The following is a 21,409-nucleotide window of genomic DNA, read 5'->3' as shown; positions in this document are numbered from 1 at the left end:
CCCGGCGTTTTTCGTTCTGTCTCTTACTCGCGCCACAAAATGTGGCAGAGTTTGTGATCTTTCTCGCGGCACAGCAGGACGCGTGCGAACACATCAGTGATCGGCTCGCCGTCGGCTTCACCCAATCCAATCACCACTTCTGCGAAGAAGTCTGGGTTGAGATCGAAATCAACATGTTCCTGCCAGTCTTCCGCAGGATCGAACAGTTCCGCGCCACCGCGCTCTTCAAACTGCAGATTGAACAGAATAATGTCAGCGGGATCGAGATTGTCGCCAGCCAGCTCAAGAAAAATATCGTAAGCCTGTTCCAGCGTTTCATCTTCAGTAAGGCGATTATTTAAATCCATGGTCATTCCTGCTTGCCCTGAGGCGGTAATATTTTCGCTCGTTTTACAGTAAAGGACTAAAGAAGTAAAACAGTCGTTCAACGATGCGTTGCCACCAGGCACGTTTAGCCCAGCGAGCGCCATCCAGTAAGCGTGAGCGGGCGATGTAATCGTCCTGCACGGTAGCGAGATCGCTGCCAAAGCCATCATCATCAACCACCAATGTGATCTCAAAATTAAGCCACAGGCTGCGCATATCCAGATTAACAGTGCCGACCAAACTCAGCTGCCCATCCACCAGCACACTTTTGGTATGCAACAGGCCATCTTCAAACTGGTAAATTTTTACGCCCGCTTCCAGCAACTCGGTAAAGAAGGCCCGGCTTGCCCAGCCTACCAGCAACGAATCATTGTGGCGCGGCACAATGATGCTCACCTCCACCCCGCGTAACGCCGCGGTACAGATGGCGTGCAGCAGGTCATCGCTCGGCACAAAGTAGGGCGTGGTCATGATCAGCTGCTCGCGCGCGGAGTAAACCGCCGTGAGCAATGCCTGATGGATCATATCTTCCGGGAAACCAGGGCCAGAAGCGATCACCTGAATGGTATGACCGCTCTCCTGTTCGAAGGGCATCACGTTGGCATCTGGCGCGGGCGGCAGAATGCGTTTCCCGGTTTCAATCTCCCAGTCGCAGGCATACACAATGCCCATGGTGGTTGCCACTGGACCTTCCATGCGCGCCATCAGATCAATCCACTGGCCCACGCCCGCTTCCTGCTTAAAGAAGCGTGGATCGACCAGGTTCATGCTGCCGGTATACGCGATGTAGTTATCGATCAGCACCACTTTGCGATGCTGACGTAAGTCCATGCGGCGCAGGAACACACGCAGCAGGCTTACCTGCAACGCTTCAACCACGTCGATGCCAGCGTTGCGCATCATATTGACCCACGGACTGCGGAAGAAGGTGACGCTGCCTGCTGAATCCAGCATCAAGCGGCAATGCACACCGCGACGCGATGCGGCCATCAACGATTCCGCTACTTCATCAGCCAGCCCGCCGGGATGCCAGATATAGAACACCATCTCGATATTGTGACGTGCCAGTTGGATATCACGAATCAGCGCGTGCATCACATCGTCGGAGCTGGTCAGCAACTGCAGCTGATTACCTTTCACGCCCGCAATGCCCTGACGATGGCGGCACAAATCAAACAGGGAACGCGCCACGTCGCTGTGTTCGGTGGCAAAGATATGCCGACACTGTTTGAGGTCGTTGAGCCATTTGGCGGTAGAGGGCCACATGGTGCGTGCGCGTTCAGCACGCCGTTTACCTAAATGCAGCTCACCAAAGGAGAGATAGGCGATTATACCCACCAGCGGCAGAATGTAGATGATCAGCAGCCAGGCCATTGCAGAAGTGACTGCGCGGCGTTTCATCAGAATACGTAGCGTGACACCCGCAATCAGCAGCCAGTAACCGAACAGCAGCAACCAACTGATGAGGGTATAAAATGTGGTCATTAAGTGGACATCCTGTTCGCGCTTTGTTGTGCAAAGTTTACGTGCTGATCACAGGTAGTGAAACCTTTAATCGTGAATGACGTTTCGATGAAGCTTTCGATTTGGCATTTCCCAACAGATCTTTATAATGCCTGCCGAGTTTAGCCTGTCTGAGAGGATGTGATGAGACGCAGCAAAAATGAAGTGGCGCGCTGGAGAATGTTACGTCAGGTACACCGTCGTCGTTCTCGCTGGCTGGAAGGGCAGTCGCGTCGTTATAAACGCATCCACACCATTCGTCATCAGGTGGCGCAGCAGCATCGCCGCTCCATCCTGTTTATCTCGCAAATGGTCTGATGGGCTTACGCGGCCACTATGCGCCGCGTAGCACCCGAATGACATTGACCATCTCTACTGCCGCTGCCAGCACAATTAACATCACAATGTGCTGCCGAGCGTTGCGCCAGCCTTGCTGACGCCATAGCCAAAGTGCTCTGCCGATAAGCGCGAATGCTATTACCAGCAGTAAAACTGACTGCCACATAGATTAGAAAACGCGTTTGAACGGTTTGACCGCGACTTTCTCATACACGCCTGCGGCAATGTAGGGATCGTCCTTGGCCCATGATTCCGCGACTTCCAGTGAAGAGAATTCGGCGATGATCACGGAACCGCTGAAACCGGCCGGGCCTGGATCGTTGCTGTCAACCGCTGGCAGCGGACCCGCAGCAATCAGACGACCTTCATCTTGCAACAGCTGTAAACGAGCAAGATGCGCGGGACGTACCGAGTTGCGTTTTTCCAGTGAATCAGCGGTATCTTCCGCATAAATGACGTAAAGCACGATGGGATACTCCCGTTAGACTTGCCGAAATTGCGTGACACGTTAAGTGATCGTTAATCAGAGTGCAAACGAAAGATAAATACGCTGTCATTCAGCGCAATCAGGGTTAAAAAAGGCCTTTCTGCAGCCACATTTACATCGCTTATTGAAACTGATTGCTATTTGCATTTAAAATCTGCGCTTCACTCAATGAACATGAATGATATGACCACGTTGACTACGCCTTTACCTACACGTACCCCCATTGCTGTAATTTTATCCGTGGTACTTCACGGTTCGTTGATCGCTGGCATTCTCTATGCATCGTTTCATCAGGTCATTGAAGTTCCAAAAGCGTCGCAGCCTATCAGCGTTTCGCTGGTGGCGCCTGAAGTGCAACCCGAACCTGCACCTGCCCAGGTTACGCCACCACCTCCCGAGCCTGAGCCGGAACCTGAAGTAGCGCCAGAGCCGCCGAAGGTTGAGCCGGTGCCGATTCCTAAACCGGAACCTAAGCCGAAGCCAAAACCTAAACCGAAGCCAAAGGTGGAAAAGAAGGTTGAGCCGAAACCGCGTCAGGAAGTGAAGCCGCAGGAAAATCCGGTGAAGCAGGACGCGCCAGCTACGCAGACGCGTCCAACTACCGCGCCGAAAGCCAATCCAACCGCAACGCCAAGCATCTCTGATGGCCCGAAAGCGATGAACGTCAGCAAACCAGCCTATCCAGCACGCGCTTTCGCGCTGCGCGTTGAGGGACGTGTACGCGTGCAGTTTGATGTTGATAGTGACGGTCGTGTCGATAACGTCCAGATTTTATCGGCTGAACCGCGCAACATGTTCGAACGCGAAGTGAAGCAGGCGATGAAGAAATGGCGTTATCAGCCGGGTCGTCCTGGCAAGAATCTGACCATGAATATCGTGTTCCGCATCAACGGCGGCGCCAATATCGAATAAGCATTCATGTTTGAGAGGCAAAAAGAAAGCGGTCAGATGACCGCTTTTTTAGTGTTAGAGATCGCTTAAATTGCTTCTGCCGGGCGGTAATGGGCGAGATTGCCCGGTATTGTCGACGGCAACGTAGACAAATACCGCTTCGGTTGCGCAGTAAGTCTGTCCAATGGGTTCCGACGACACTTTCTTGATCCACACTTCGACGTTAATGGTCATGGAACTGTTGCCGGTGCGGATGCAGCGTGCGTAGCAGCTCACCACATCGCCAACCGCTACAGGTTTAAGGAACGTCATTCCATCCACGCGCACGGTAACAACACGTCCTTCAGCAATCTCTTTCGCCTTGATTGCGCCGCCCATATCCATCTGCGACATCAACCAACCACCAAAGATATCACCGTTGGCATTGGTATCCGCTGGCATTGCCAGGGTACGCAACACCATCTCGCCTTGCGGCGACTTATGTTTTTCGTCCATTGCTCAGTTCTTCTGCAGGTGAAGAGAAGCCCGACGCTGTCGGGCGGAGTGGCATTATTTTTGTTCTTGTTGCGGCATCTGTCGCCAGATATACACGCCGCTTAACAGGGTAAAGAGTAGGGTCAGGCCGGTCAGACCGAACACTTTAAAGTTAACCCAAAATTCCTGCGATAACCAAAACGCAACATAAATATTCGCTAAGCCGCAGGCGAGAAAGAATATTGCCCAGGCAATGTTGAGATTGCGCCACACGCCTGACGGCAGTTGCAACTCTTTACCCAGCATGGTTTGGATCAGCGGTTGCTTCATAAACCACTGGCTGTAGAGCAGTGCGACGGCAAACAGTGAATAGATCACCGTGACTTTCCATTTGATGAATTCATCGTTGTGGAACACCAGCGTCAGCGTGCCGAATACCGCAACCAGTACAAAGGTGAAAATGGTCATCTTTTCCAGCTTGCGATAGAGCACCCAACTGACGACCAGCGCCAGACCGGTGGCAACAATCAATGCGCCGGAGGCGACAAAGATGTCGTACAGCTTGTAAAAGATGAAGAAAACCACCAGGGGAAGAAAATCGAGTAACTGCTTCATAGCGTTTCCAATTAGGGCAGGAGCGTTCAGTTATGGCGCCCGAGTGAGCGCCGTAACGATTAACGTAACAGCATATACAGCCGGTACAGATAGATGATCAGTACAGCGGAGACCAGATTACCCAGCGCGTTCAACACCACGGAGGCGATGTTGGCGGGCAGCACGGTCAGCGATGAAAAGAAGAACATCAGCACAATTTTGGCCAGCAGCCACAGCACAATGGCCGGTGCGATAATCTTAATATTCTTCCAGGCGAGACGCATGCTGGCGCGCATCGCGCCGATCACGCCGAGCTTCTCATTGGCGAGAATCACTGGCGCCAGTGAAAACAGGATGGCCAGAATCACGCCCGGCACCATCAGCACCATAAAGCCTAGCTGTACCAGCAAGGTGATCAGGAAGGTCTGCAGCAGCAGCTTTGGCAGGATCGGCGCAGAAGCACCAATAGCGCGCAGTGCGCTCACGCGTTGTCCGCCCGACACCATTGGGATCAGGAATAGCATGCCACCCAGCAGCAGCGTATTACCAATCAATGCAGCAAACGTGCCTGCAGCGGAAGCGCGCAGCAAAATACGCTGCTGATCCGGAGACATATTTTGTACCAGCTCAAACAGCGATGATGCGCTGTCATCTGACTGGCTCAACAATGAGAGCTGGTCTTCGCCTGGCGTTAACGCGTGGCCGACGATCACAGTAATGAACGAGGTCAGCAGCGCCAGCAGTAAAATAGTAACCAACTGATGGCGCAAAAAATTTCCTGTGTCACGGTATAACGAGCTTGCCGTGATAGACATGTAAACTCCTTGAAAGAACCGGATTAATTAACCCGGCGATTGTACATGTTCTACTGGCGTGCTGGCACCCGCATTGGGATAACTTTCTGTCATAACAGGTAAAGAAGGGTGAAAAAGCGCAGGAAGACCATAGCGAGCACGGGCGCGATCGCAGGCTTCGTTCAGTTCACCGTTCTCGCCGGACATTGAAAACTCCCGGCAAGGTGACGGACGCTGCTGATAAATGCCGCAGGAGACGCAGCCGCCGACCTCTCCCTCTAGCGCAACACAGCGCGGTTGGTGTTGGTTGGTGCCGCGCATATTGCGCATAAACAGGCCTAACGGCTCGGTTAATTCAACGGGAACGGCACCGGCGCCATCATCGGCTTCGGCCCAGTAAAAAGAAACACGGAAATGCGCGCAGCATGCGCCACAGGTTACACAAGGGTTTAGTAAATCGCTCATCTGATCGCCCGCCACCTCTAAGGCATCGAACCAAAATCACACAGGGGAAAGGTAAAATAATCACGGCGAAAAATTTTCGCAAGCGGACTTTTATTACGCGGTGTAAGGCCAAAATTGATCTGAATCAATCCATTGTTTTTTAAGTGATTAATTTAGATTGATGCAGATGATCTTTTACCAAAAAAGGGGTAAATGTTGTGCCGCATTCAACATCGAGACCCATTTTTTTGGCAAAGGAGTGATTATGAAACTGGCAAAATGCGCACTGCTGATGGCGCTGGCAATTCCGCAACTGGCTCTGGCTCATGAAGCCGGTGATTTCTTTATGCGCGCAGGTAGCGCCACCGTCCGTCCGACCGAAGGCTCTGACAATGTGCTGGGTATGGGCGGCTTTAACGTCAGCAACGATACGCAACTGGGTTTAACTTTTACCTATATGGCGACGGATAACATCGGCGTTGAGCTGCTGGCCGCCACACCGTTTCGTCATAAGGTTGGACTGGGCGCCACCGGAAATCTGGCCACCGTGCGCCAGCTGCCGCCAACCTTAATGGCGCAGTACTATTTCTTTGATAGCAAAAGCAAAGTCCGCCCGTATGTTGGCGTCGGTATTAACTACACCACCTTCTATGATGCCAAATTCAATCAGACTGGACAGGATGCCGGCTTAAGCGACCTGAGCGTAAAAGACTCGTGGGGCATGGCGGGCCAGGTTGGTCTGGATTATCAAATCAACCGCGACTGGCTGCTGAACGCATCGCTGTGGTACATGGATATTGATACCGAAGTGAAATTCAAAGCCGGTGGTGAGCAGCAAAACATCAACACGCGTATCGATCCGTGGGTGTTCTTCTTTGGTGCGGGATATCGTTTCTAATCGGCAAGCAGAAATGAAGCGGGCGACCAGAAGGTCGCCCGTGGTGTTATTTGATCTGCATATTGTTAACCACAGATTTCACGCCTGCCACGCTACGCGTTACGGCAACAGCGCGATTTGCCATCTGCGGTGAGCTGACAAAACCGCTCAGCTGAACTTTACCCTTGAAGGTTTCAACATTGATTTCGGTCGATTTCAGCGACTCGTCATTCAATAGCTGAGCCTTAACTTTGGTGGTTACCACGGTATCGTCGATGTAACCGCCAGTGCCTTCTTTGGTTGCTGTGGGTGCACACGCACTAAGAGTCAGCGCCATTACCGCAGCCATCATAAATCCTGCAACGACTTTGAAAAAATTCATTGGTTATCTCCCTGTCTTAGATGATGTTTCGCCGCAATGGGGCGGCGCAGTTAATTGTGGTCTGGAGAAACCAAATCGGCAAATCGGCACGTGCGAAAAAGTGAGAAATAGGGATTTTTTGCCACTTATTGATCCAATCCCAGTTTTAGCTGGATATGAAAAGCTGAGAGTGGCCGAGAAAATGAGCAGGGGGGAGGTTTATGACGGTAAAAAGGCCTTATCCGCGCGGGAATAAGGCCTTGAAGGATTTAGCGAGTGGCTGCTTTCAGGCTGCTCACAAAGGCTTTCAGCTCGCTGAGCAGCGTTGCCGGATCATTCTGATTACGCTCAATGATTTTCACAATCGCCGAGCCGGAAATGGCGCCCGCCGCACCCGCAGCGATCGCTTCTTTCACCTGGCCAGGCTCAGAGATACCAAAGCCCTGCAGCGGTGGCGCAGCGTTAAACTCACGCAGTTTTTCGATCAGGTGATGCAGCGGCAGGCTGGCACGATTTTCTGAACCGGTGACGCCTGCGCGTGACAGCAGATAGGTATATCCGCGACCGTGCGCAGCAATCTCGCGCAGTAGTTCATCGTCGGCATTTGGCGGACAGATAAAGATCGGTGCCACATTGTGGCGCATGGCAGCCTGACGGAACGGCGCAGACTCTTCCAGCGGCACATCAGCAACCAGCACGGAATCGACGCCCACCGCTTCACACTGTGCATAAAAGTTATCGATACCTTTGCTGAACACCAGATTGGCGTACATCAGCAAGCCAATCGGCAGGTCGGGATATTTCTGACGCACGGTCGCCAGAATTTCAAAACACTGCGCCACGGTGGTGCCGGAAGCAAAGGCACGCAGCGTCGCGCCCTGAATAGTTGGGCCATCGGCCAGCGGATCAGAGAACGGAATACCGAGCTCTAACGCGTCCGCACCGCCTTCCACCAAAGTATCGATAATTTTCAGCGACAGTTCAGGTGAAGGATCGCCGAGGGTAATGAAGGGGACGAACGCGCCTTCTTTCTGCGCCGACAGACGTTGAAACAGCTGATTATAACGTTCCATCAGATCTCTCCCTTGGCTTTCAAAATATCGTGAACGGTGAAGATGTCTTTATCGCCGCGTCCGGAAAGGTTAACTACCAGCAGCTGCTCTTTTTCCGGATTCTCGCGGATCATTTTCAGCGCATGTGCCAGCGCGTGTGAGGATTCGAGTGCAGGAATAATCCCTTCAGCACGGCACAGCTCTTTGAAGGCGCTGAGCGCTTCATCATCGGTGATCGAAACATATTCCGCGCGGCCGATACTGTTCAGATGCGCATGCTGAGGTCCCACCGATGGGAAGTCCAGACCCGCAGAGATGGAGTAGGATTCTTCAATCTGACCCTCTTCGGTCTGCATCATCGGCGCTTTCATGCCGAAGTAGATCCCGACGCGACCGTGTTTGAGCGGCGCACCGTGTTCACCGGTTTCGATTCCGTGACCCGCCGGCTCAACGCCGATCAGGCCAACGCTTTCTTCTTCGATGAAGTCAGCGAACATGCCGATAGCGTTCGAACCACCGCCCACGCAGGCTAACACTGCATCGGGCAAACGACCTTCGCGCTCCAGAATCTGGGCTTTGGTCTCTTCGCCAATCATGCGCTGGAATTCACGTACGATAGTCGGGAACGGGTGCGGGCCGGCGGCGGTGCCGAGCATGTAGTGCGCGGTCTCGTAGCTGCCAGACCAGTCGCGCAGCGCCTCGTTACAAGCATCTTTCAGCGTGGCTGAGCCGCTATGCACTGGAATCACTTCCGCGCCCATCAAACGCATACGGAATACGTTTGGTGACTGACGTTCAACATCTTTCGCGCCCATATAGATGCGGCACTTCATACCCAGCAGGGCACAGGCTAACGCTGACGCCACGCCGTGCTGACCGGCGCCGGTTTCCGCGATGATCTCGTTTTTACCCATACGCTTGGCCAACAGCGCCTGACCTAGCACCTGGTTGGTTTTGTGCGCGCCACCGTGCAGCAAATCCTCACGCTTCAGATAGAGGCGGGTTTTGGTGCCTTTGGTCAGGTTGCTGCACAGCGTCAAAGCCGTTGGGCGTCCAGCGTAGTTTTTCAGCAGGTCAGTAAACTCGGCCTGAAACTCGGGATCGCGCTGCGCTTCAACAAACGCATTTTCCAGCTGGCGCAAAGCTGGCATCAGGATTTGCGGCACATATTGGCCGCCAAACTCGCCAAAATAGGGATTCAATAACGTGGTCATTTTTTCATCTTCCTTATTCGGCCCGCGCGATGGCGGGCAAGCGAAATTAATAGGCGCGCAGCGTGCGGAATACCGCCGCGACTTTGCTGGCATCTTTAATGCCTGGCGCAGATTCTACGCCGGAGTTGAAATCGAGGCCGGCACAGCCCAACTGCGCGGCTTCAACGCAGTTGTCAGCGCTTAAGCCACCGGCCAGCAATACGTTGCTGAGATCCTGGCCTTGCAGCAGTGACCAATCGAAACGCTGGCCGGTGCCGCCCTGGCCGTTATCGAACACGTAGCGATCGACGTGCGGCCAGTCGCGCGCAGGTAAGTGATCTTTGATGCTCAGCGCTTTCCAGATTTTAGTGTCTGCTGGCAGCGCCTGACGCAGTTGTGCGACAAACGCCTGATCTTCATCGCCGTGCAATTGTACTGCGGCCAGTTTTAACGTCTCCGCAAGCGTGACAATGTCACTTAAAGCGTTGTTGCGGAACACGCCAACATACTTCAGCGGGGCAGCAGCCTGAACCAACTGCGCCTGTTCAATGCTGATTTTACGCGGCGAGCCTTCAGCGAAGATCAAGCCACCGTAAATGGCGCCAGCTTCCTGCGCTGCACGCGCATCTTCAGCGCGGGTTAGGCCACAGACTTTGTTATCGCCAAGCAACACGCGACGAACGCCAGCGGTGAGATCCGTTTCTTCCATCAGCGCGGAGCCAATCAGGAAGCCGTTAGCGAAGTGGCTCAATTCACGCACCTGCGCGTAATTGTGGATGCCGGATTCGCTGATGACGGTGACGCCATGTCCGAGACGCGGCGCTAATTGACGTGTGCGGTTCAGGTCGATCGACAGGTCGCGCAGGTCACGGTTATTAATGCCGACAACTTTGGCCTCCAGCGCGATGGCACGTTCCATCTCTTCTTCATTACTCACTTCGGTAAGCACGCCCATTTTCAGGCTGTGCGCCACAGCGGCGAGCTGACGATATTGCTCATCATCCAGCACCGACAACATCAGCAGGATGGCATCAGCTTGATAATGGCGCGCCAGATAGATCTGGTACGGATCGATGATGAAGTCTTTGCACAACACCGGTTGCGTGATGGCGGCGCTGACAATCGGCAGGAACGCAAAATCGCCCTGGAAGTATTTTTCATCGGTTAACACCGATACCGCAGAAGCGTGGTGACGGTAAACGCCAGCAATAGTTGCGGGATCAAAATCCTCGCGAATTAGCCCTTTGGAAGGCGAGGCTTTTTTGCATTCCAGGATGAATACGGTGCGTGAGCCACGCAGTGCATCGTAAAAATGACGTTCCGCAGGCTGTAAATCGTTCTGGAAGGTGGCCAGCGGCTGCTGTGCTTTGCGCGCTTCAACCCAGACGGCTTTATCTTGTACGATTTTCTCTAAAACAGTGCCCTTAATACTCATCTCATCCTCTCGCTGCCAGAGCGACAACGCGCTCGTAGGCCTGTCCGCTGCGAATGGCAGCGATGGCGCGTTGTGCGTTGTCGCGCAAATCTTCATTTCCGAACACTTTCAGTAACATTGCGACGTTCACCGCAACCGCCTGCTCATGGGCGGGCTGGCCTTTACCCTGGAGTAAACGGGTCAGAATGTCACGGTTTTCTTCCGGCGTGCCGCCTGCCAACGCGTCTTTATCATGGAAGCCAAAACCGAAGTCTTCTGGCGTCAGCTGATAGCCGGTGATTTCGCCATCACGCAGCTCAGCGACCTGCGTTGGGCTATGCAACGCCACTTCATCCATGCCGCCGCCATGTACAACCGCGGCACGTTGATAGCCGAGCACTTTCAGCGTTTGGGCGATCGGCAGCACTAGTTCTGGGCTATAAACGCCAATCACCGCCAGAGGTGGACGCGCGGGATTGATCAGCGGCCCCAGCACGTTAAAGATCGTACGGGTTTTCAACTGCTGGCGTACCGGCATCGCGTGACGAAAACCGCTGTGATACTGCGGGGCAAACAGGAAGCAGACGTTGAGATCGTCCAGCGCCTGGCGTGCCTGCTCAGCAGGCATATCCAGATTGATGCCAAATGCTGCCAGCAGATCGGACGATCCAGATTTGCTGGAGACGCTGCGATTGCCGTGCTTCGCCACTTTCAGGCCACAAGTTGCCGCGACAAAGGCGCTGGCGGTAGAAATATTGATGCTGTTGCTGCCGTCACCGCCGGTACCCACGATATCGGCAAAGGTGTAATCCGGACGCGGGAACGGTTTCGCATCGGCCAGCAACGCGGAAGCGGCACCAGCGATCTCTTCCGGACGTTCGCCACGGACTTTCATGGCGATCAGCGCGGCGGCTAACTGCGTCGGCTCCAGCTGACCGGTGATAATGGCGCTAAATAGCTGGTGGCTTTCGCCCTGACTCAGCGTCTCGGACTGATAAAGTTTTTCCAGAATAGTTTGCATCATAATCTCCCTATTACTTCGCCAGCGCCCAGGCCAACGTCTGTTCTAACAAGCGCGCGCCCTGGGTGGTGAGAATGGATTCGGGGTGGAACTGGAAGCCACACACTCGGTCGGCATCGTGGCGCACGGCCATCACCATGCCGTTGTAGCTGGCGTTAACGGTCAATTCGGCTGGCGTATTGCTGCCCACCAGCGAGTGATAACGTGCCACCGGCAGCGGATTGCTCAGGCCCGCGAACATGCCTTCGCCATCGTGGGTAATAGAAGACGCTTTGCCGTGCAGGATCTCGCCAGCCTGGCCGACATGTCCGCCGTATGCTTCAACAATCGCCTGATGACCGAGGCAAATCCCGATAATCGGCAGGCGACCGCGCAGCGCTTGCAGTAAATCTGGCATGCAACCGGCATCTTTCGGCGCGCCCGGACCCGGCGACAGCATCAGAATCGGATTTTCCATCTGCTGCAGGCGTTCAATCAGCACTTCAGCGGGCACGTTGTTGCGATAAATCACCACGTTGTGGCCGAAGGTACGCAGCTGATCAACGAGGTTGTAAGTAAAGGAGTCGATGTTATCGAGCAGCAGGATATCGGCCATCAGAAAATCTCCTTGCAGTGATGGGCTGTTGCGATGGCACGCAATACCGCGCGCGCTTTGTTGCGGCTCTCGTCCGCTTCTGCCTGTGGCTGTGAATCCAGTACCACACCGGCACCGGCTTGCACGGTGGCGACACCGTCTTCGACCCACGCAGAGCGGATAACGATGCAGGTATCCAGATCGCCGTTAGCGGTGAAATAGCCCACTGCGCCGCCGTAGCTGCCGCGACGTGTGCCTTCTTTCCCGGCAATCAGCTGCATCGCACGTACTTTTGGTGCACCACTCAGCGTGCCCATGTTCATGCAGGCGCGGTACGCGTGCAGCACGTCGAGATCTGCGCGCAGCGTGCCGACCACGCGTGACACCAGATGCATCACGAACGAGTAGCGGTCCACTTTGGTCAGGTCAGCCACGTAGCGGCTGCCCGGCACGCAGATGCGCGCCAAATCGTTACGCGCTAAATCCACCAGCATCAGGTGTTCGGCCATCTCTTTATGATCGGTGCGCATTTCCAGTTCAATGCGGCTGTCGAGATCGCGATCCAGCGAGCCATCAGCATGGCGGCCGCGTGGGCGTGTGCCGGCAATCGGGTAAATCTCAATCTGGCGCGAGGTCGCGTCATATTTCAGTGAGCTTTCTGGCGAGGCGCCAAACAATGCGAAGTCCTGATCCTGCATAAAGAACATATAAGGGCTTGGGTTGCTGTTTTTCAGCGTGTCGTAAGCGGCCAGTGGAGAAGGACACGGCAGCGAGAAGCGACGCGAAGGGACAACCTGGAAGATTTCGCCGATGCGAATCGCTTCCTGCATCTCACGTACCACGTTGCAATACTCTTCGTCGCTTTGACTGGTGCTCAGCGTCATTTGCTCGACGCGCTGGACCGGCAATGCTGGCGCAGCTTGCGTCATCTGGCCGCGCAGTTGTTCGATGCGGCCTTGCAGACGCTGGAACTCGCTGGTCGATGGGCTGAACAAGCTGGCCTGCAGGCGCGCCGTGCGTTGCTGATGGTCGATCACCAGCAAAGTTTCGGCCAGATAGAAGCAGTAATCCGGGCAACGCTGTTCGTTACGCAGCTCCGGCAGATCTTCGAAACCCGCTACCAGGTCGTAGGCGAACAAGCCACCGAGCAGCATCGCTTCGCGTTCCTCTTCCGGGCTGTTCACCAGTTGCGGAATCAGGCGCAGCGCATCAAAAACCGAAAGGGCTTTCAGGCGGGAATCTTCGTCCTGCATACCTTGCGGCTGAGTGAAATGGAGCTCGCGGCCATCGGGGCGCACGTCGATGCGCACTTCAGATGGCAGCGCTTCGTCCAGCAGCGGCAAGATGGCGCGACCATTTTCCGACAGCGCTTTGATGGTGACGATGTTGCCCAGCGCGCTGACGCGCAGCGCGCTATCGACGATTAACAGGCTTTTCAGGTTTTGTTTGCTGTCGATATCAGCGGATTCAAGCAGCAGAGTTGCTGGACGTGCGCCGCATAACTGATGAAACACTGCGGCCGGATCTTCGCGGTAGGGCGCGGTACCGGTTATCAACTTCAATGTAGGTTTCGCAATAGCCATAATGGATTCTCTGAATTTCGCTCAAAAAAAAGCCCGCTCGGTGGCGGGCTTAGGTATCAATCTGCACTGCGGTTACGCGAGTTGTGCACGACGATGTCGCCCGATAAAGGGATCTTCGCGCCACCAACCATTTAAAAGCGTACCGAAAATAGTCATGATTAAATACCCGTTACGTGTGAACTTGTGTACTAGTTAACTGGTTCGGGCGAAAAATGTCAATACCCTTTTTCAGCCAGGGACAAAATCGTTATCATGCCTGCCGGTTTATGCAGTTGCTGGAGTTATCTTGTCGGACATCGCACGTTTTCCCCTTTATGATTTACACAGCCATACGCTGGCTTCTGACGGCTTATTAACGCCAACCGCGCTGGTGCAGCGTGCGGTTGAGATGAAAGTCGGCGTGCTGGCGATCACCGATCACGACACGGTGGCGGGCGTGGCAGAAGCGCAGGCGGCAGTGGTGCAACAGGATCTGCCGATTCGCGTGCTAGCCGGTTTAGAAGCGTCAACCTTATGGGAAAACCACGAAATCCACATTGTGGGGCTGAATGTCGATTGCCAGCATCCCGCGTTGACTGAATTCCTCGCGCAGCAGCATCAGACGCGTGTGGATCGTGCGCAGCAAATTGCCGAACGCCTTGAGCGCGCGCGTATTCCTGATGCGCTGGCCGGGGCCCAACGTCTGGCACAAGGCGGCCTGATTACGCGTGGCCATTTTGCGCGTTATCTGGTGGAGATTGGCAAAGCCGATAATATGGCGCAGGTGTTCAAGAATTATCTGGCGCGCGGGAAAACCGGCTACGTGCCTCCGCAATGGTGTACAATCAAACAAGCCATTGATGCTATTCATCATTCTGGCGGCTATGCCGTTTTGGCGCATCCCGGTCGTTATGGTTTGTCGGCTAAATGGTTAAAGCGGCTGATTGCGCATTTTGCCGACGTGGGCGGCGATGCCATGGAAGTCGCGCAGTGTCAGCAAGCGCCAAACGAGCGCACGCAGCTGGCAACCTATGCGCGTGACCATCAGTTAGCCGGGTCGCAGGGATCAGATTTCCACCAACCTTGTCCGTGGATAGAACTGGGACGCAAGTTATGGTTACCGGGCGGCGTGGAGCCGGTTTGGGAACGCTTCCCCGAGTTGGCGCCCAGCATTGCTGTTGCAGACAGGTGATATGAGGTTTTTATGAGTCAATATTTTCACATTCATCCCGACAATCCGCAGCCGCGCTTAGTGAATCAGGCCGTTGATTATCTGAACAAAGGCAGCGTGATTGTTTATCCAACCGATTCTGGCTATGCGCTGGGTTGTCGTCTGGAAGAGAAAAATGCCATGGAGCGCATTTGTCGCATTCGCCAATTGGATGGCAATCACAACTTCACGCTGATGTGTCGCGATTTGTCGGAGCTATCGACTTACGCGCAGGTGGATAACTCCGCGTTTCGCATCCTGAAAAATAATACGCCGGGCAATTACACCTTCATTTTGAAGGCGACGAAAGAAGTGCCGCGTCGTTTGATGAATGACAAACGTAAAACCATCGGTCTGCGCGTGCCGTCCAATCCGGTAGCGCTGGCAATATTGGAGCGCCTCAACGAACCGATGATGTCGACTTCGCTGATGTTGCCGGGCAACGATTTTACCGAATCCGATCCGGAAGAAATTCAGTACAGCATTGGCAAGCTGGTGGATCTGATCATCGATGGCGGCACGCTGGGACAGCAGCCGACCACGGTGATTGATCTCACCAGCGATGCGCCAGTGGTGGTGCGCGAAGGCGTCGGTGACACGCGCCCGTTCGAGTAATCATGCATGGTCAGGCGTGGCGTTCTGCGTCTGACCAATATTGGATTCCAGCCATTTTTTAAAATCCCCGTACGGAATATACAGCGAGACATCTTTTAAAATGACTTTCTTGCTGCGCACGTTAGATATTTCGTGGCTATAACCGACAATCACGCCGCCAATAGTTTGGTCAGCATTATATACCGCGCCACCTGACATTCCTTGCACAACACCAGCATTAGATGCCATCGCCATGCAGGGCTTTTTATTCCATTTATTGGTAATTGCGGTGCGCGCTAAATTAACGCCGCTCGATTCCACCGGCATAGCGGAAATAAAGCTGTAACCGTACATTTTAATCGGTTCACCAATCGCACCGCTGCGGAATTTAGCCAGCGTTTCTGGGCTATTCTTATGATAAATAATCGCGACGTCGCAATAGGGATGATAAGCCTTCACGCGCTGCACGGCGGTTTTTGCCACGTGCGCCGCCGTCAGGCTGTATTCTGGCGTCAAAGGAATGGTTGTGCCGAGGATGCCTAAACCCAGCACAGTCGGGATGCCAGTCACGCTCATATCAACGTGTTGCATCGCAGTACGACTGTACTCAGTGTGGCCCACGGAACAACCGCTCAGTGCCAGCGCAGCAAGCGCAGGCCAAAGCAGAGAGGTTTTCATGGCAGTGATCTTCATTAAAGCATGCCCGTAAAATCCCTGGTGAAGACTTTCGACATGCAAATTAAATTCATTCCGTAAATGAATAAACGCGTCAAATCCCGCGCGCGCCGGTTTATAATATCAGTGAAATTACACAGTGTTCGTTAATGGTTTGTTAGTTGAACGAATATAAATAGTAAATAAAAGCTATGTTATTATGACGACTCACTGGATTTCAGGCTTAAATTTTACACAGTTTTTTCTTCAGAACAATTCATCAAATTTAATATTAATCAAAAAATACAAAAATACAGACTTAATCCAACCTGTAGTGCCAATAAACTATCAATTTATATTTATTACCGGAAAAGGGCTTATTTAACGCCATTAAATAGTGTTTTATGCTGTTTTGTGATTTTGAACTAGATTTAAAGTTTGTGATTATCCTTAAGCATGGCGCGCAATACTGTCCTGGCAGTCTTGCGAAGCGCTAATGTATCAGGTGGCTTAAGTCGGGCGCAGATTCAGGCGGGAACGGTAAGGGGCAAGTAACAATATTTCAGTGACTTGGCGTGAATGCTGATGACAAAAATGAGATCGATCTATCAGTCAGCTGAATGTTTATTGTCGTGGTGCTAATTAAGCCGTTTTTAACGGACCCTCTGTTATCGGCAGCAAAGGAAAAGGTGTTAACAAAACTTGCGTTAGTGTAAAATCGCGGGCCGTCTGAGATTGCAGCAGCGATGCAGAGCGGTAACAGATTCTGATATGGGAATTGGTAATCCCTGTATCGTACCTCTTCTTACCACGACGCCTGGGAAGGCATACGAAAAAGCGCTGAAAATCATAGGGTTAGCCTCACCTTAATTTCTAAGTTGTTGATTTTACAACATTAAGGTGAACATAATGGGCAACATTCAGACGAACAACAAACCGAAGAAAGTGGACAACAAACCCAAATTCACAACAAAGCGTGGCAACACCTTCTATGTAAACTTTCGGCTACCGTCCGGTAAGTTCTTCCGTCAATCTCTTGGCACTGACTCCCTCAAAGAAGCCCAAATCTCAATGGGGCGACTAACTCCACTGATCCCCCTAGTGCAATCCGGGCGTATGCCTGTTGAAGAATTTCAGAAGCACATTGAAGGTTTCCGTCAGGCAACAAAACGTGATCTAGATTCTTATGTGCTCGAATGGCTGCAAGATGGGTTAGCTGAAGCTCAGAGACTGCCTGAACTGGGTAGATGGAGTAAGAAATTGTTCCCTGATGCACCGTTGTCCATTGAGCGGAGTGCAGAAGATGCAGCAGCCTATGCATCAATAGCGCATCAACGCCTTGCAACTGGCAACGATCAAATGTTCAAAATGATGCAGTACTTCTTCAAACACCAAGGGATCGGCTTATCTGATGACGACGATGAAGGGCACTCAGCGGCATCTAAAATTGAAATGAGCAGATCGCTTGTCTATCAGGCTTATGAGGCATTTTATAGAAATGACTTGCTCCGCTATCAACAATTAGTGGATGCATTACAGGGACAAATCCTGCCTCTCACCACTGCCACAACTGAGAATTCAGAAGTCACACAAGTTGAAGAATCAATGCCACTTTCTGAAGCCTGGGCCATATTCGTTAAAGAGAAGGGTAGCCAGTGGGTGAAGGCTATTGATCATGAGAACAGGCGAATCTATGAAGTGTTGTTGCATGTCGTTGGGGATGTGCCTGTAACCTCGATCACTAAGCAGGACATTCGGAAGACGCTGGAAGTTGTCAGCTTATTACCTAAACGCTTTGGACATCCTTACAAGACTATGACTCTGCAAGAGTGCATTGATTATGATGTGCCTGAAGAGGATTTGATCAGTAGTGCTACGGTCAAGAAGCATCTCAAGATCTACAGTTCATTCTTCAAAGTGTTCTTGAAGGATGAGAAAGATATTCTGACTTTGGCACCAACTGAAGGAATCAAACTAGAAGTGAAGGAAAACAGGGGCGGTAGCTTCTCTTACCCGGAGATGAAACGCCTTGTATCGCACCTGGAGAAGTTATCTGATGATGACTGGCGTAAGGCTTACTTCCTCACTCTGTGTTACACAGGGGCGCGGCGTGGCGAGATTGCTGATCTGAAAGTAGGGCAACTGCGAACCGATGAACAGACAGGACGTAAATATCTCTTCATTGATGGTGGTAAGACGGATCACGCTCAACGTCAGATACCCGTTCATAAGAACATTGAAGGGATTCTAACGAAGCTGGCAGAAGGTAAAGCAGCCACAGCAAGACTTTTCCCCAAATTCCCATATTACACTCAGGTTACAGATGCTTGGGTGGAGATTATGCACAAATGCAATGCGCCAGATCTCAACGAGAAGGGTCAAAAGCGCCGGGTGCATTCAATACGCCATTCCTTTATTACGAAGGCGGTAAAACACTGTTCTCATGTTTTAGTTCAACTTGTAGTAGGCCATAGTCTGACTGATTCTCTTGGCATCACTGCCAGATACACCCATGAACCAACACTAGAAGAATTGCTTCCTGTCGTTGATGGAGTTAACTGGTGCTGACCCTCTGATCAATTCTATTTCGAACTGGTTCTGTTCAAATGGCTTAACTCTGATTATCAGTGCAATGTTTACATCAAGGTTGAAACGTATGATGTCTTTGCCTTTTACTTTGAAATGAATGAACTTAAAGCTGGAGGTTGGGATGGGCACCACATACAAAATCACCTATGAACGGCGCGATGGTAATCTATCCAAGCAAGAAGAGATTTTATTTGATAGTGAGACTGAGCCAACTCCTGAAGAGGTGCATGAAGTGGTCAGGCGAGACACTGCGCGTTTCCATAAGTCAGGTATGGCATCATATTCGATCATCTCGGTTGAACCAGTCACATAAGCAAAAGGGGCTTAAGCCCCTCAGTTTATTTCTTGATATCGCCTGTGCATTGATATTCAACAGTAACAGTGGTTTCCATACAGCCTGAAGAAGAAGGCTGCGAACACTGAGAAGTGAAGCCCCCAAATGGTTCGGCACCATTATAACCCCAAGCTGCACAGCGTTGTTTAGCTGCTGCCATCCCTTGTTGAGGATCTATAACTGGCTTCTCGAACATTCCATAGCTATAACTCATCCGCACTGTGCCATCCGATTTACTTCCTCCAGTTGGCACCATCTGTTTTTGAGCCGCGCATCCTGCCAGAAGAGTAACTGCCAAAGCAATAATAGCTCTTTTCTTGTTCATGATCACAATCCTTGAAACTTATTGTAATGAAAATACACATTCGCACCCTAAAGGATTGCTAATCCTAAACGAAAAATACACAATATTTAAGAAATATCTCATTGTTGTTTTGTATTTGGTTTTAAATGTTACTTATCAATAGGATAGAGGGAATTTATATGCCAATGAGCGATCATGAGTATGTGAACTTTTCGGAAGATCACGAAATGAACTATCACGCACGTAAAGTAAATAAGCGAGAAACTGAATCAAATCGCACAATTCTGCGAACGATGGGGACAGAGCTTAAACACCAACTTGGCAAAACAAGATTGACACACGGTGAATTTCATCCATACGTCAATCGTAATAAGTCTCGCTTAGATTGATTCCACTTGTGGCGGGATTTTGCGTTTACCGCCACATACCCGGAATATTTTGACGCCCCCCCTCTAATAGTCGTTCATTCAAACTCACTTAATCAGTGCCGAACATCAAATTTTAACCCCCGCCAATCTCTGGTCAGACCTCCCGTCAAATATCTTGGTTATTCTCAGCTAACGTAAGTGGGTTGTTGGTGGTATCACAAATCGACCGTTTTAAGATACTAGTAAAATGATACGCATTTGGTGTCATAAAAATAGAATTTGATGATTTATGATGCCATGTGCTTTAATGAGCACATTAGATGATACTAGTGGGGTGAGATGGATGAGAATTTTTGCATATTGCCGTGTTAGCACTACTGAGCAGACGACAGAAAACCAGGTATTAGCAATTCGTAAAGCTGGCTTTGACGTTCCAGATAATCGTGTTGTATCTGAACAGGTGAGTGGTAGTCAGGCGGCTATGTTGAGAAATGGCTTCAAGATGCTGGTGGAGCATAAACTTGAAGCAGGTGATCAACTGGTAGTGCTGAAGTTGGACAGACTGGGAAGAGGGGCTATTGATGTCCTGAGCACTCTTGAAATGCTCACTGCAAAAGGAATTAAAGTGGTGAGTCTTGATCTACCAACATCAGATCTTACAAGTGCTGAAGGGCGTTTGATGCTGGGTGTATTTAGTGCGTTCGCACAGTTCGAAAAGGATCGTTTGATAGAGCGAACTCAGGAGGGATTAGCCCGAGCTAAGGCAGCGGGTGTTAAACTTGGCAGACCACCAGCAATGAAAACTTATAGAAGTGTCCAGGTTGCCAAAGCCAGAGGGTTATCTCAGGCGAAAGTTGCTGAAGAAATTGGTGTGTCACTAGCGACAGTTAAGCGCCATTGGAAATAAAAAATACCCGGCAGACGCCTCGGACGAAGTGAAAACCGGGATGCCCCCAGTATAGGCAATTTGCACACAGCAAGAAGGGAATACACCACGAATGAAATTCCCCTCCAACACAGCTTCCTGCTGCGCTTAAGTCACTAACTCATTCTTTAGAAGAGGTTTCAGGTGATTTTTTGATAAAGTTTTGTAAGTGATTGGTTTTATGTGTCAAATCGTCATTTAATACCGCTTCAATAAAGGCCAACTGCTTTTCATTGAAGTCCCAGCCATCCAGCTTGCGAAATCCCACTTCTTTTAGTTTATTGCCCAAAGCAGTATGCATATTGCAAGCCCCCACACCAATGAACAAAAAACTAAAAGATGTAACCACGTCATTCTCCATGACATTACACCTTACCTTTACAAAAACTCATAAGATGAGAATTGTCTCATAAAATCATGACTGGATGTAATTTTAGGAGTGGTCCTAGATCATTTTTGTGGAAGATTGTTTGATTAAACTTGGA

At 51.5% G+C, this 21,409-nt stretch carries 24 protein-coding genes, 1 pseudogene and 1 other annotated feature; of the genes and pseudogenes, 9 read left to right on the top strand and 16 right to left on the bottom strand.

Annotation, left to right across the window (positions count from 1 at the left end):
• Positions 1 to 23: 23 nt before the first annotated feature.
• Both ACXIZX_RS09945 and cls read right to left on the bottom strand, forming a co-directional pair.
• A complete protein-coding gene (locus tag ACXIZX_RS09945) occupies positions 24 to 353 on the bottom strand; it encodes an HI1450 family dsDNA-mimic protein (protein WP_196761379.1) in 330 nt (109 codons plus the stop codon).
• A 37-nt stretch (positions 354 to 390) separates the two neighbouring features.
• On the bottom strand, positions 391 to 1,851 hold the full coding sequence (gene cls / locus ACXIZX_RS09940; protein WP_008106571.1) for a cardiolipin synthase: 1,461 nt from the start codon (positions 1,849 to 1,851) through the stop codon (positions 391 to 393).
• A gap of 162 nt (positions 1,852 to 2,013) precedes the next feature.
• Here cls and ACXIZX_RS09935 point away from each other — a divergent pair, with 162 nt between their 5' ends.
• Positions 2,014 to 2,187, top strand: coding sequence for a YciY family protein (locus ACXIZX_RS09935; RefSeq protein WP_007892390.1), 174 nt, complete (start codon positions 2,014 to 2,016; stop codon positions 2,185 to 2,187).
• Between the two features lie 190 nt (positions 2,188 to 2,377).
• Here ACXIZX_RS09935 and ACXIZX_RS09930 read toward each other — a convergent pair whose 3' ends face one another.
• Entirely contained in the window at positions 2,378 to 2,674 is a 297-nt protein-coding gene (locus tag ACXIZX_RS09930) for a YciI family protein (protein ID WP_008106569.1), read from the bottom strand.
• A 204-nt stretch (positions 2,675 to 2,878) separates the two neighbouring features.
• On the opposite strand from ACXIZX_RS09930, the gene tonB reads away from it, so the two are divergent.
• Positions 2,879 to 3,607, top strand: coding sequence for a TonB system transport protein TonB (tonB, locus tag ACXIZX_RS09925; RefSeq protein WP_179450685.1), 729 nt, complete (start codon positions 2,879 to 2,881; stop codon positions 3,605 to 3,607).
• Positions 3,608 to 3,661: 54 nt separating this feature from the next.
• Here the strand turns inward: tonB and yciA are convergent, their stop codons facing one another.
• From yciA to ACXIZX_RS09905, 4 genes are read right to left on the bottom strand one after another with little or no spacing between them, the layout of a single operon-like run.
• Positions 3,662 to 4,081, bottom strand: coding sequence for an acyl-CoA thioester hydrolase YciA (yciA, locus tag ACXIZX_RS09920; RefSeq protein WP_007892397.1), 420 nt, complete (start codon positions 4,079 to 4,081; stop codon positions 3,662 to 3,664).
• Positions 4,082 to 4,135: 54 nt separating this feature from the next.
• Positions 4,136 to 4,675, bottom strand: coding sequence for a septation protein A (locus ACXIZX_RS09915; RefSeq protein WP_008106564.1), 540 nt, complete (start codon positions 4,673 to 4,675; stop codon positions 4,136 to 4,138).
• A 59-nt stretch (positions 4,676 to 4,734) separates the two neighbouring features.
• On the bottom strand, positions 4,735 to 5,469 hold the full coding sequence (locus tag ACXIZX_RS09910) for a YciC family protein (RefSeq protein WP_479404081.1): 735 nt from the start codon (positions 5,467 to 5,469) through the stop codon (positions 4,735 to 4,737).
• Between the two features lie 27 nt (positions 5,470 to 5,496).
• Positions 5,497 to 5,913, bottom strand: a complete 417-nt coding sequence (locus ACXIZX_RS09905; protein WP_008106559.1) for a YkgJ family cysteine cluster protein — start codon at positions 5,911 to 5,913, stop codon at positions 5,497 to 5,499.
• A gap of 244 nt (positions 5,914 to 6,157) precedes the next feature.
• On the opposite strand from ACXIZX_RS09905, the gene ompW reads away from it, so the two are divergent.
• On the top strand, positions 6,158 to 6,790 hold the full coding sequence (gene ompW / locus ACXIZX_RS09900) for an outer membrane protein OmpW (RefSeq protein ID WP_479404080.1): 633 nt from the start codon (positions 6,158 to 6,160) through the stop codon (positions 6,788 to 6,790).
• A gap of 46 nt (positions 6,791 to 6,836) precedes the next feature.
• Here the strand turns inward: ompW and ACXIZX_RS09895 are convergent, their stop codons facing one another.
• The gene (locus ACXIZX_RS09895; protein ID WP_479404079.1) at positions 6,837 to 7,151 is read right to left on the bottom strand and encodes a BON domain-containing protein; all 315 of its coding nucleotides are present in this window, start codon (positions 7,149 to 7,151) and stop codon (positions 6,837 to 6,839) included.
• Here ACXIZX_RS09895 and ACXIZX_RS09890 point away from each other — a divergent pair.
• A complete protein-coding gene (locus tag ACXIZX_RS09890) occupies positions 7,138 to 7,386 on the top strand; it encodes a hypothetical protein (protein WP_479404078.1) in 249 nt (82 codons plus the stop codon). The two genes, ACXIZX_RS09895 and ACXIZX_RS09890, sit on opposite strands and share 14 nt — an antisense overlap.
• A 13-nt stretch (positions 7,387 to 7,399) precedes the next feature.
• On the opposite strand, the gene trpA is transcribed toward ACXIZX_RS09890, so the two are convergent.
• From trpA to ACXIZX_RS09865, 5 genes and pseudogenes are all read right to left on the bottom strand, one after another.
• Positions 7,400 to 8,203, bottom strand: a complete 804-nt coding sequence (gene trpA, locus ACXIZX_RS09885; protein ID WP_479404077.1) for a tryptophan synthase subunit alpha — start codon at positions 8,201 to 8,203, stop codon at positions 7,400 to 7,402.
• The gene (gene trpB / locus ACXIZX_RS09880) at positions 8,203 to 9,396 is read right to left on the bottom strand and encodes a tryptophan synthase subunit beta (protein ID WP_007892408.1); all 1,194 of its coding nucleotides are present in this window, start codon (positions 9,394 to 9,396) and stop codon (positions 8,203 to 8,205) included. The genes trpA and trpB overlap by 1 nt, the downstream gene beginning before the upstream one ends.
• 46 nt (positions 9,397 to 9,442) lie before the next feature.
• Positions 9,443 to 10,810, bottom strand: coding sequence for a bifunctional indole-3-glycerol-phosphate synthase TrpC/phosphoribosylanthranilate isomerase TrpF (gene trpCF, locus ACXIZX_RS09875; RefSeq protein WP_479404076.1), 1,368 nt, complete (start codon positions 10,808 to 10,810; stop codon positions 9,443 to 9,445).
• A 1-nt stretch (position 10,811) separates the two neighbouring features.
• Positions 10,812 to 12,405: pseudogene (gene trpD / locus ACXIZX_RS09870) on the bottom strand (bifunctional anthranilate synthase glutamate amidotransferase component TrpG/anthranilate phosphoribosyltransferase TrpD).
• Positions 12,405 to 13,967, bottom strand: a complete 1,563-nt coding sequence (locus ACXIZX_RS09865; protein WP_479404075.1) for an anthranilate synthase component 1 — start codon at positions 13,965 to 13,967, stop codon at positions 12,405 to 12,407. Before ACXIZX_RS09865 ends, trpD begins: the two are co-directional and overlap by 1 nt.
• Before the next feature lie 23 nt (positions 13,968 to 13,990).
• Positions 13,991 to 14,099, bottom strand: a sequence feature (Trp leader region).
• A gap of 154 nt (positions 14,100 to 14,253) precedes the next feature.
• On the opposite strand from ACXIZX_RS09865, the gene rnm reads away from it, so the two are divergent.
• Together rnm and ACXIZX_RS09855 are read left to right on the top strand one after the other, a co-directional pair.
• A complete protein-coding gene (rnm, locus tag ACXIZX_RS09860; protein ID WP_061718779.1) occupies positions 14,254 to 15,138 on the top strand; it encodes an RNase RNM in 885 nt (294 codons plus the stop codon).
• Positions 15,139 to 15,150: 12 nt separating this feature from the next.
• A complete protein-coding gene (locus tag ACXIZX_RS09855) occupies positions 15,151 to 15,771 on the top strand; it encodes an L-threonylcarbamoyladenylate synthase (RefSeq protein WP_008106539.1) in 621 nt (206 codons plus the stop codon).
• Here the strand turns inward: ACXIZX_RS09855 and ACXIZX_RS09850 are convergent, their stop codons facing one another.
• Complete coding sequence (locus ACXIZX_RS09850; RefSeq protein ID WP_265298043.1) at positions 15,772 to 16,428, bottom strand: serine protease; 657 nt, start codon at positions 16,426 to 16,428, stop codon at positions 15,772 to 15,774.
• Between the two features lie 885 nt (positions 16,429 to 17,313).
• On the opposite strand from ACXIZX_RS09850, the gene ACXIZX_RS09845 reads away from it, so the two are divergent.
• Together ACXIZX_RS09845 and ACXIZX_RS09840 are read left to right on the top strand one after the other, a co-directional pair.
• Positions 17,314 to 18,972: a tyrosine-type recombinase/integrase gene (locus ACXIZX_RS09845; RefSeq protein ID WP_479404074.1), complete on the top strand. Its 1,659-nt coding sequence runs from the start codon at positions 17,314 to 17,316 to the stop codon at positions 18,970 to 18,972.
• A 142-nt stretch (positions 18,973 to 19,114) separates the two neighbouring features.
• Positions 19,115 to 19,306 (top strand): hypothetical protein, encoded by a 192-nt coding sequence (locus ACXIZX_RS09840; protein WP_283342800.1) that lies wholly within the window; start codon positions 19,115 to 19,117, stop codon positions 19,304 to 19,306.
• 25 nt (positions 19,307 to 19,331) lie between these two features.
• Here the strand turns inward: ACXIZX_RS09840 and yecR are convergent, their stop codons facing one another.
• Positions 19,332 to 19,652, bottom strand: coding sequence for a YecR family lipoprotein (gene yecR, locus ACXIZX_RS09835; RefSeq protein ID WP_479404073.1), 321 nt, complete (start codon positions 19,650 to 19,652; stop codon positions 19,332 to 19,334).
• Between the two features lie 690 nt (positions 19,653 to 20,342).
• Here yecR and ACXIZX_RS09830 point away from each other — a divergent pair.
• Positions 20,343 to 20,906 (top strand): recombinase family protein, encoded by a 564-nt coding sequence (locus ACXIZX_RS09830; protein WP_479404868.1) that lies wholly within the window; start codon positions 20,343 to 20,345, stop codon positions 20,904 to 20,906.
• 139 nt (positions 20,907 to 21,045) lie between these two features.
• On the opposite strand, the gene ACXIZX_RS09825 is transcribed toward ACXIZX_RS09830, so the two are convergent.
• Entirely contained in the window at positions 21,046 to 21,285 is a 240-nt protein-coding gene (locus ACXIZX_RS09825) for a hypothetical protein (RefSeq protein ID WP_479404072.1), read from the bottom strand.
• Positions 21,286 to 21,409 lie beyond the last annotated feature (124 nt).

Source organism: Candidatus Pantoea symbiotica (assembly GCF_056491525.1).
Note: the sequence above shows the minus strand (reverse complement) of the source record. Positions and strands in the feature narration are given on the sequence as shown.

Bases quoted from the DNA above. Each gene is read 5' to 3' on its own strand.
- ACXIZX_RS09945 (WP_196761379.1), bottom strand. From the start codon at position 353: ATGACCATGGATTTAAATAATCGCCTTACTGAAGATGAAACGCTGGAA.
- cls (WP_008106571.1), bottom strand. From the start codon at position 1,851: ATGACCACATTTTATACCCTCATCAGTTGGTTGCTGCTGTTCGGTTAC.
- ACXIZX_RS09935 (WP_007892390.1), top strand. From the start codon at position 2,014: ATGAGACGCAGCAAAAATGAAGTGGCGCGCTGGAGAATGTTACGTCAG.
- tonB (WP_179450685.1), top strand. From the start codon at position 2,879: ATGACCACGTTGACTACGCCTTTACCTACACGTACCCCCATTGCTGTA.
- yciA (WP_007892397.1), bottom strand. From the start codon at position 4,081: ATGGACGAAAAACATAAGTCGCCGCAAGGCGAGATGGTGTTGCGTACC.
- ACXIZX_RS09915 (WP_008106564.1), bottom strand. From the start codon at position 4,675: ATGAAGCAGTTACTCGATTTTCTTCCCCTGGTGGTTTTCTTCATCTTT.
- ACXIZX_RS09910 (WP_479404081.1), bottom strand. From the start codon at position 5,469: ATGTCTATCACGGCAAGCTCGTTATACCGTGACACAGGAAATTTTTTG.
- ACXIZX_RS09905 (WP_008106559.1), bottom strand. From the start codon at position 5,913: ATGAGCGATTTACTAAACCCTTGTGTAACCTGTGGCGCATGCTGCGCG.
- ompW (WP_479404080.1), top strand. From the start codon at position 6,158: ATGAAACTGGCAAAATGCGCACTGCTGATGGCGCTGGCAATTCCGCAA.
- ACXIZX_RS09895 (WP_479404079.1), bottom strand. From the start codon at position 7,151: ATGAATTTTTTCAAAGTCGTTGCAGGATTTATGATGGCTGCGGTAATG.
- trpA (WP_479404077.1), bottom strand. From the start codon at position 8,203: ATGGAACGTTATAATCAGCTGTTTCAACGTCTGTCGGCGCAGAAAGAA.
- trpB (WP_007892408.1), bottom strand. From the start codon at position 9,396: ATGACCACGTTATTGAATCCCTATTTTGGCGAGTTTGGCGGCCAATAT.
- trpCF (WP_479404076.1), bottom strand. From the start codon at position 10,810: ATGAGTATTAAGGGCACTGTTTTAGAGAAAATCGTACAAGATAAAGCC.
- ACXIZX_RS09865 (WP_479404075.1), bottom strand. From the start codon at position 13,967: ATGGCTATTGCGAAACCTACATTGAAGTTGATAACCGGTACCGCGCCC.
- ACXIZX_RS09855 (WP_008106539.1), top strand. From the start codon at position 15,151: ATGAGTCAATATTTTCACATTCATCCCGACAATCCGCAGCCGCGCTTA.
- ACXIZX_RS09850 (WP_265298043.1), bottom strand. From the start codon at position 16,428: ATGAAAACCTCTCTGCTTTGGCCTGCGCTTGCTGCGCTGGCACTGAGC.
- ACXIZX_RS09845 (WP_479404074.1), top strand. From the start codon at position 17,314: ATGGGCAACATTCAGACGAACAACAAACCGAAGAAAGTGGACAACAAA.
- ACXIZX_RS09840 (WP_283342800.1), top strand. From the start codon at position 19,115: ATGGGCACCACATACAAAATCACCTATGAACGGCGCGATGGTAATCTA.
- yecR (WP_479404073.1), bottom strand. From the start codon at position 19,652: ATGAACAAGAAAAGAGCTATTATTGCTTTGGCAGTTACTCTTCTGGCA.
- ACXIZX_RS09830 (WP_479404868.1), top strand. From the start codon at position 20,343: ATGAGAATTTTTGCATATTGCCGTGTTAGCACTACTGAGCAGACGACA.
- ACXIZX_RS09825 (WP_479404072.1), bottom strand. From the start codon at position 21,285: ATGGAGAATGACGTGGTTACATCTTTTAGTTTTTTGTTCATTGGTGTG.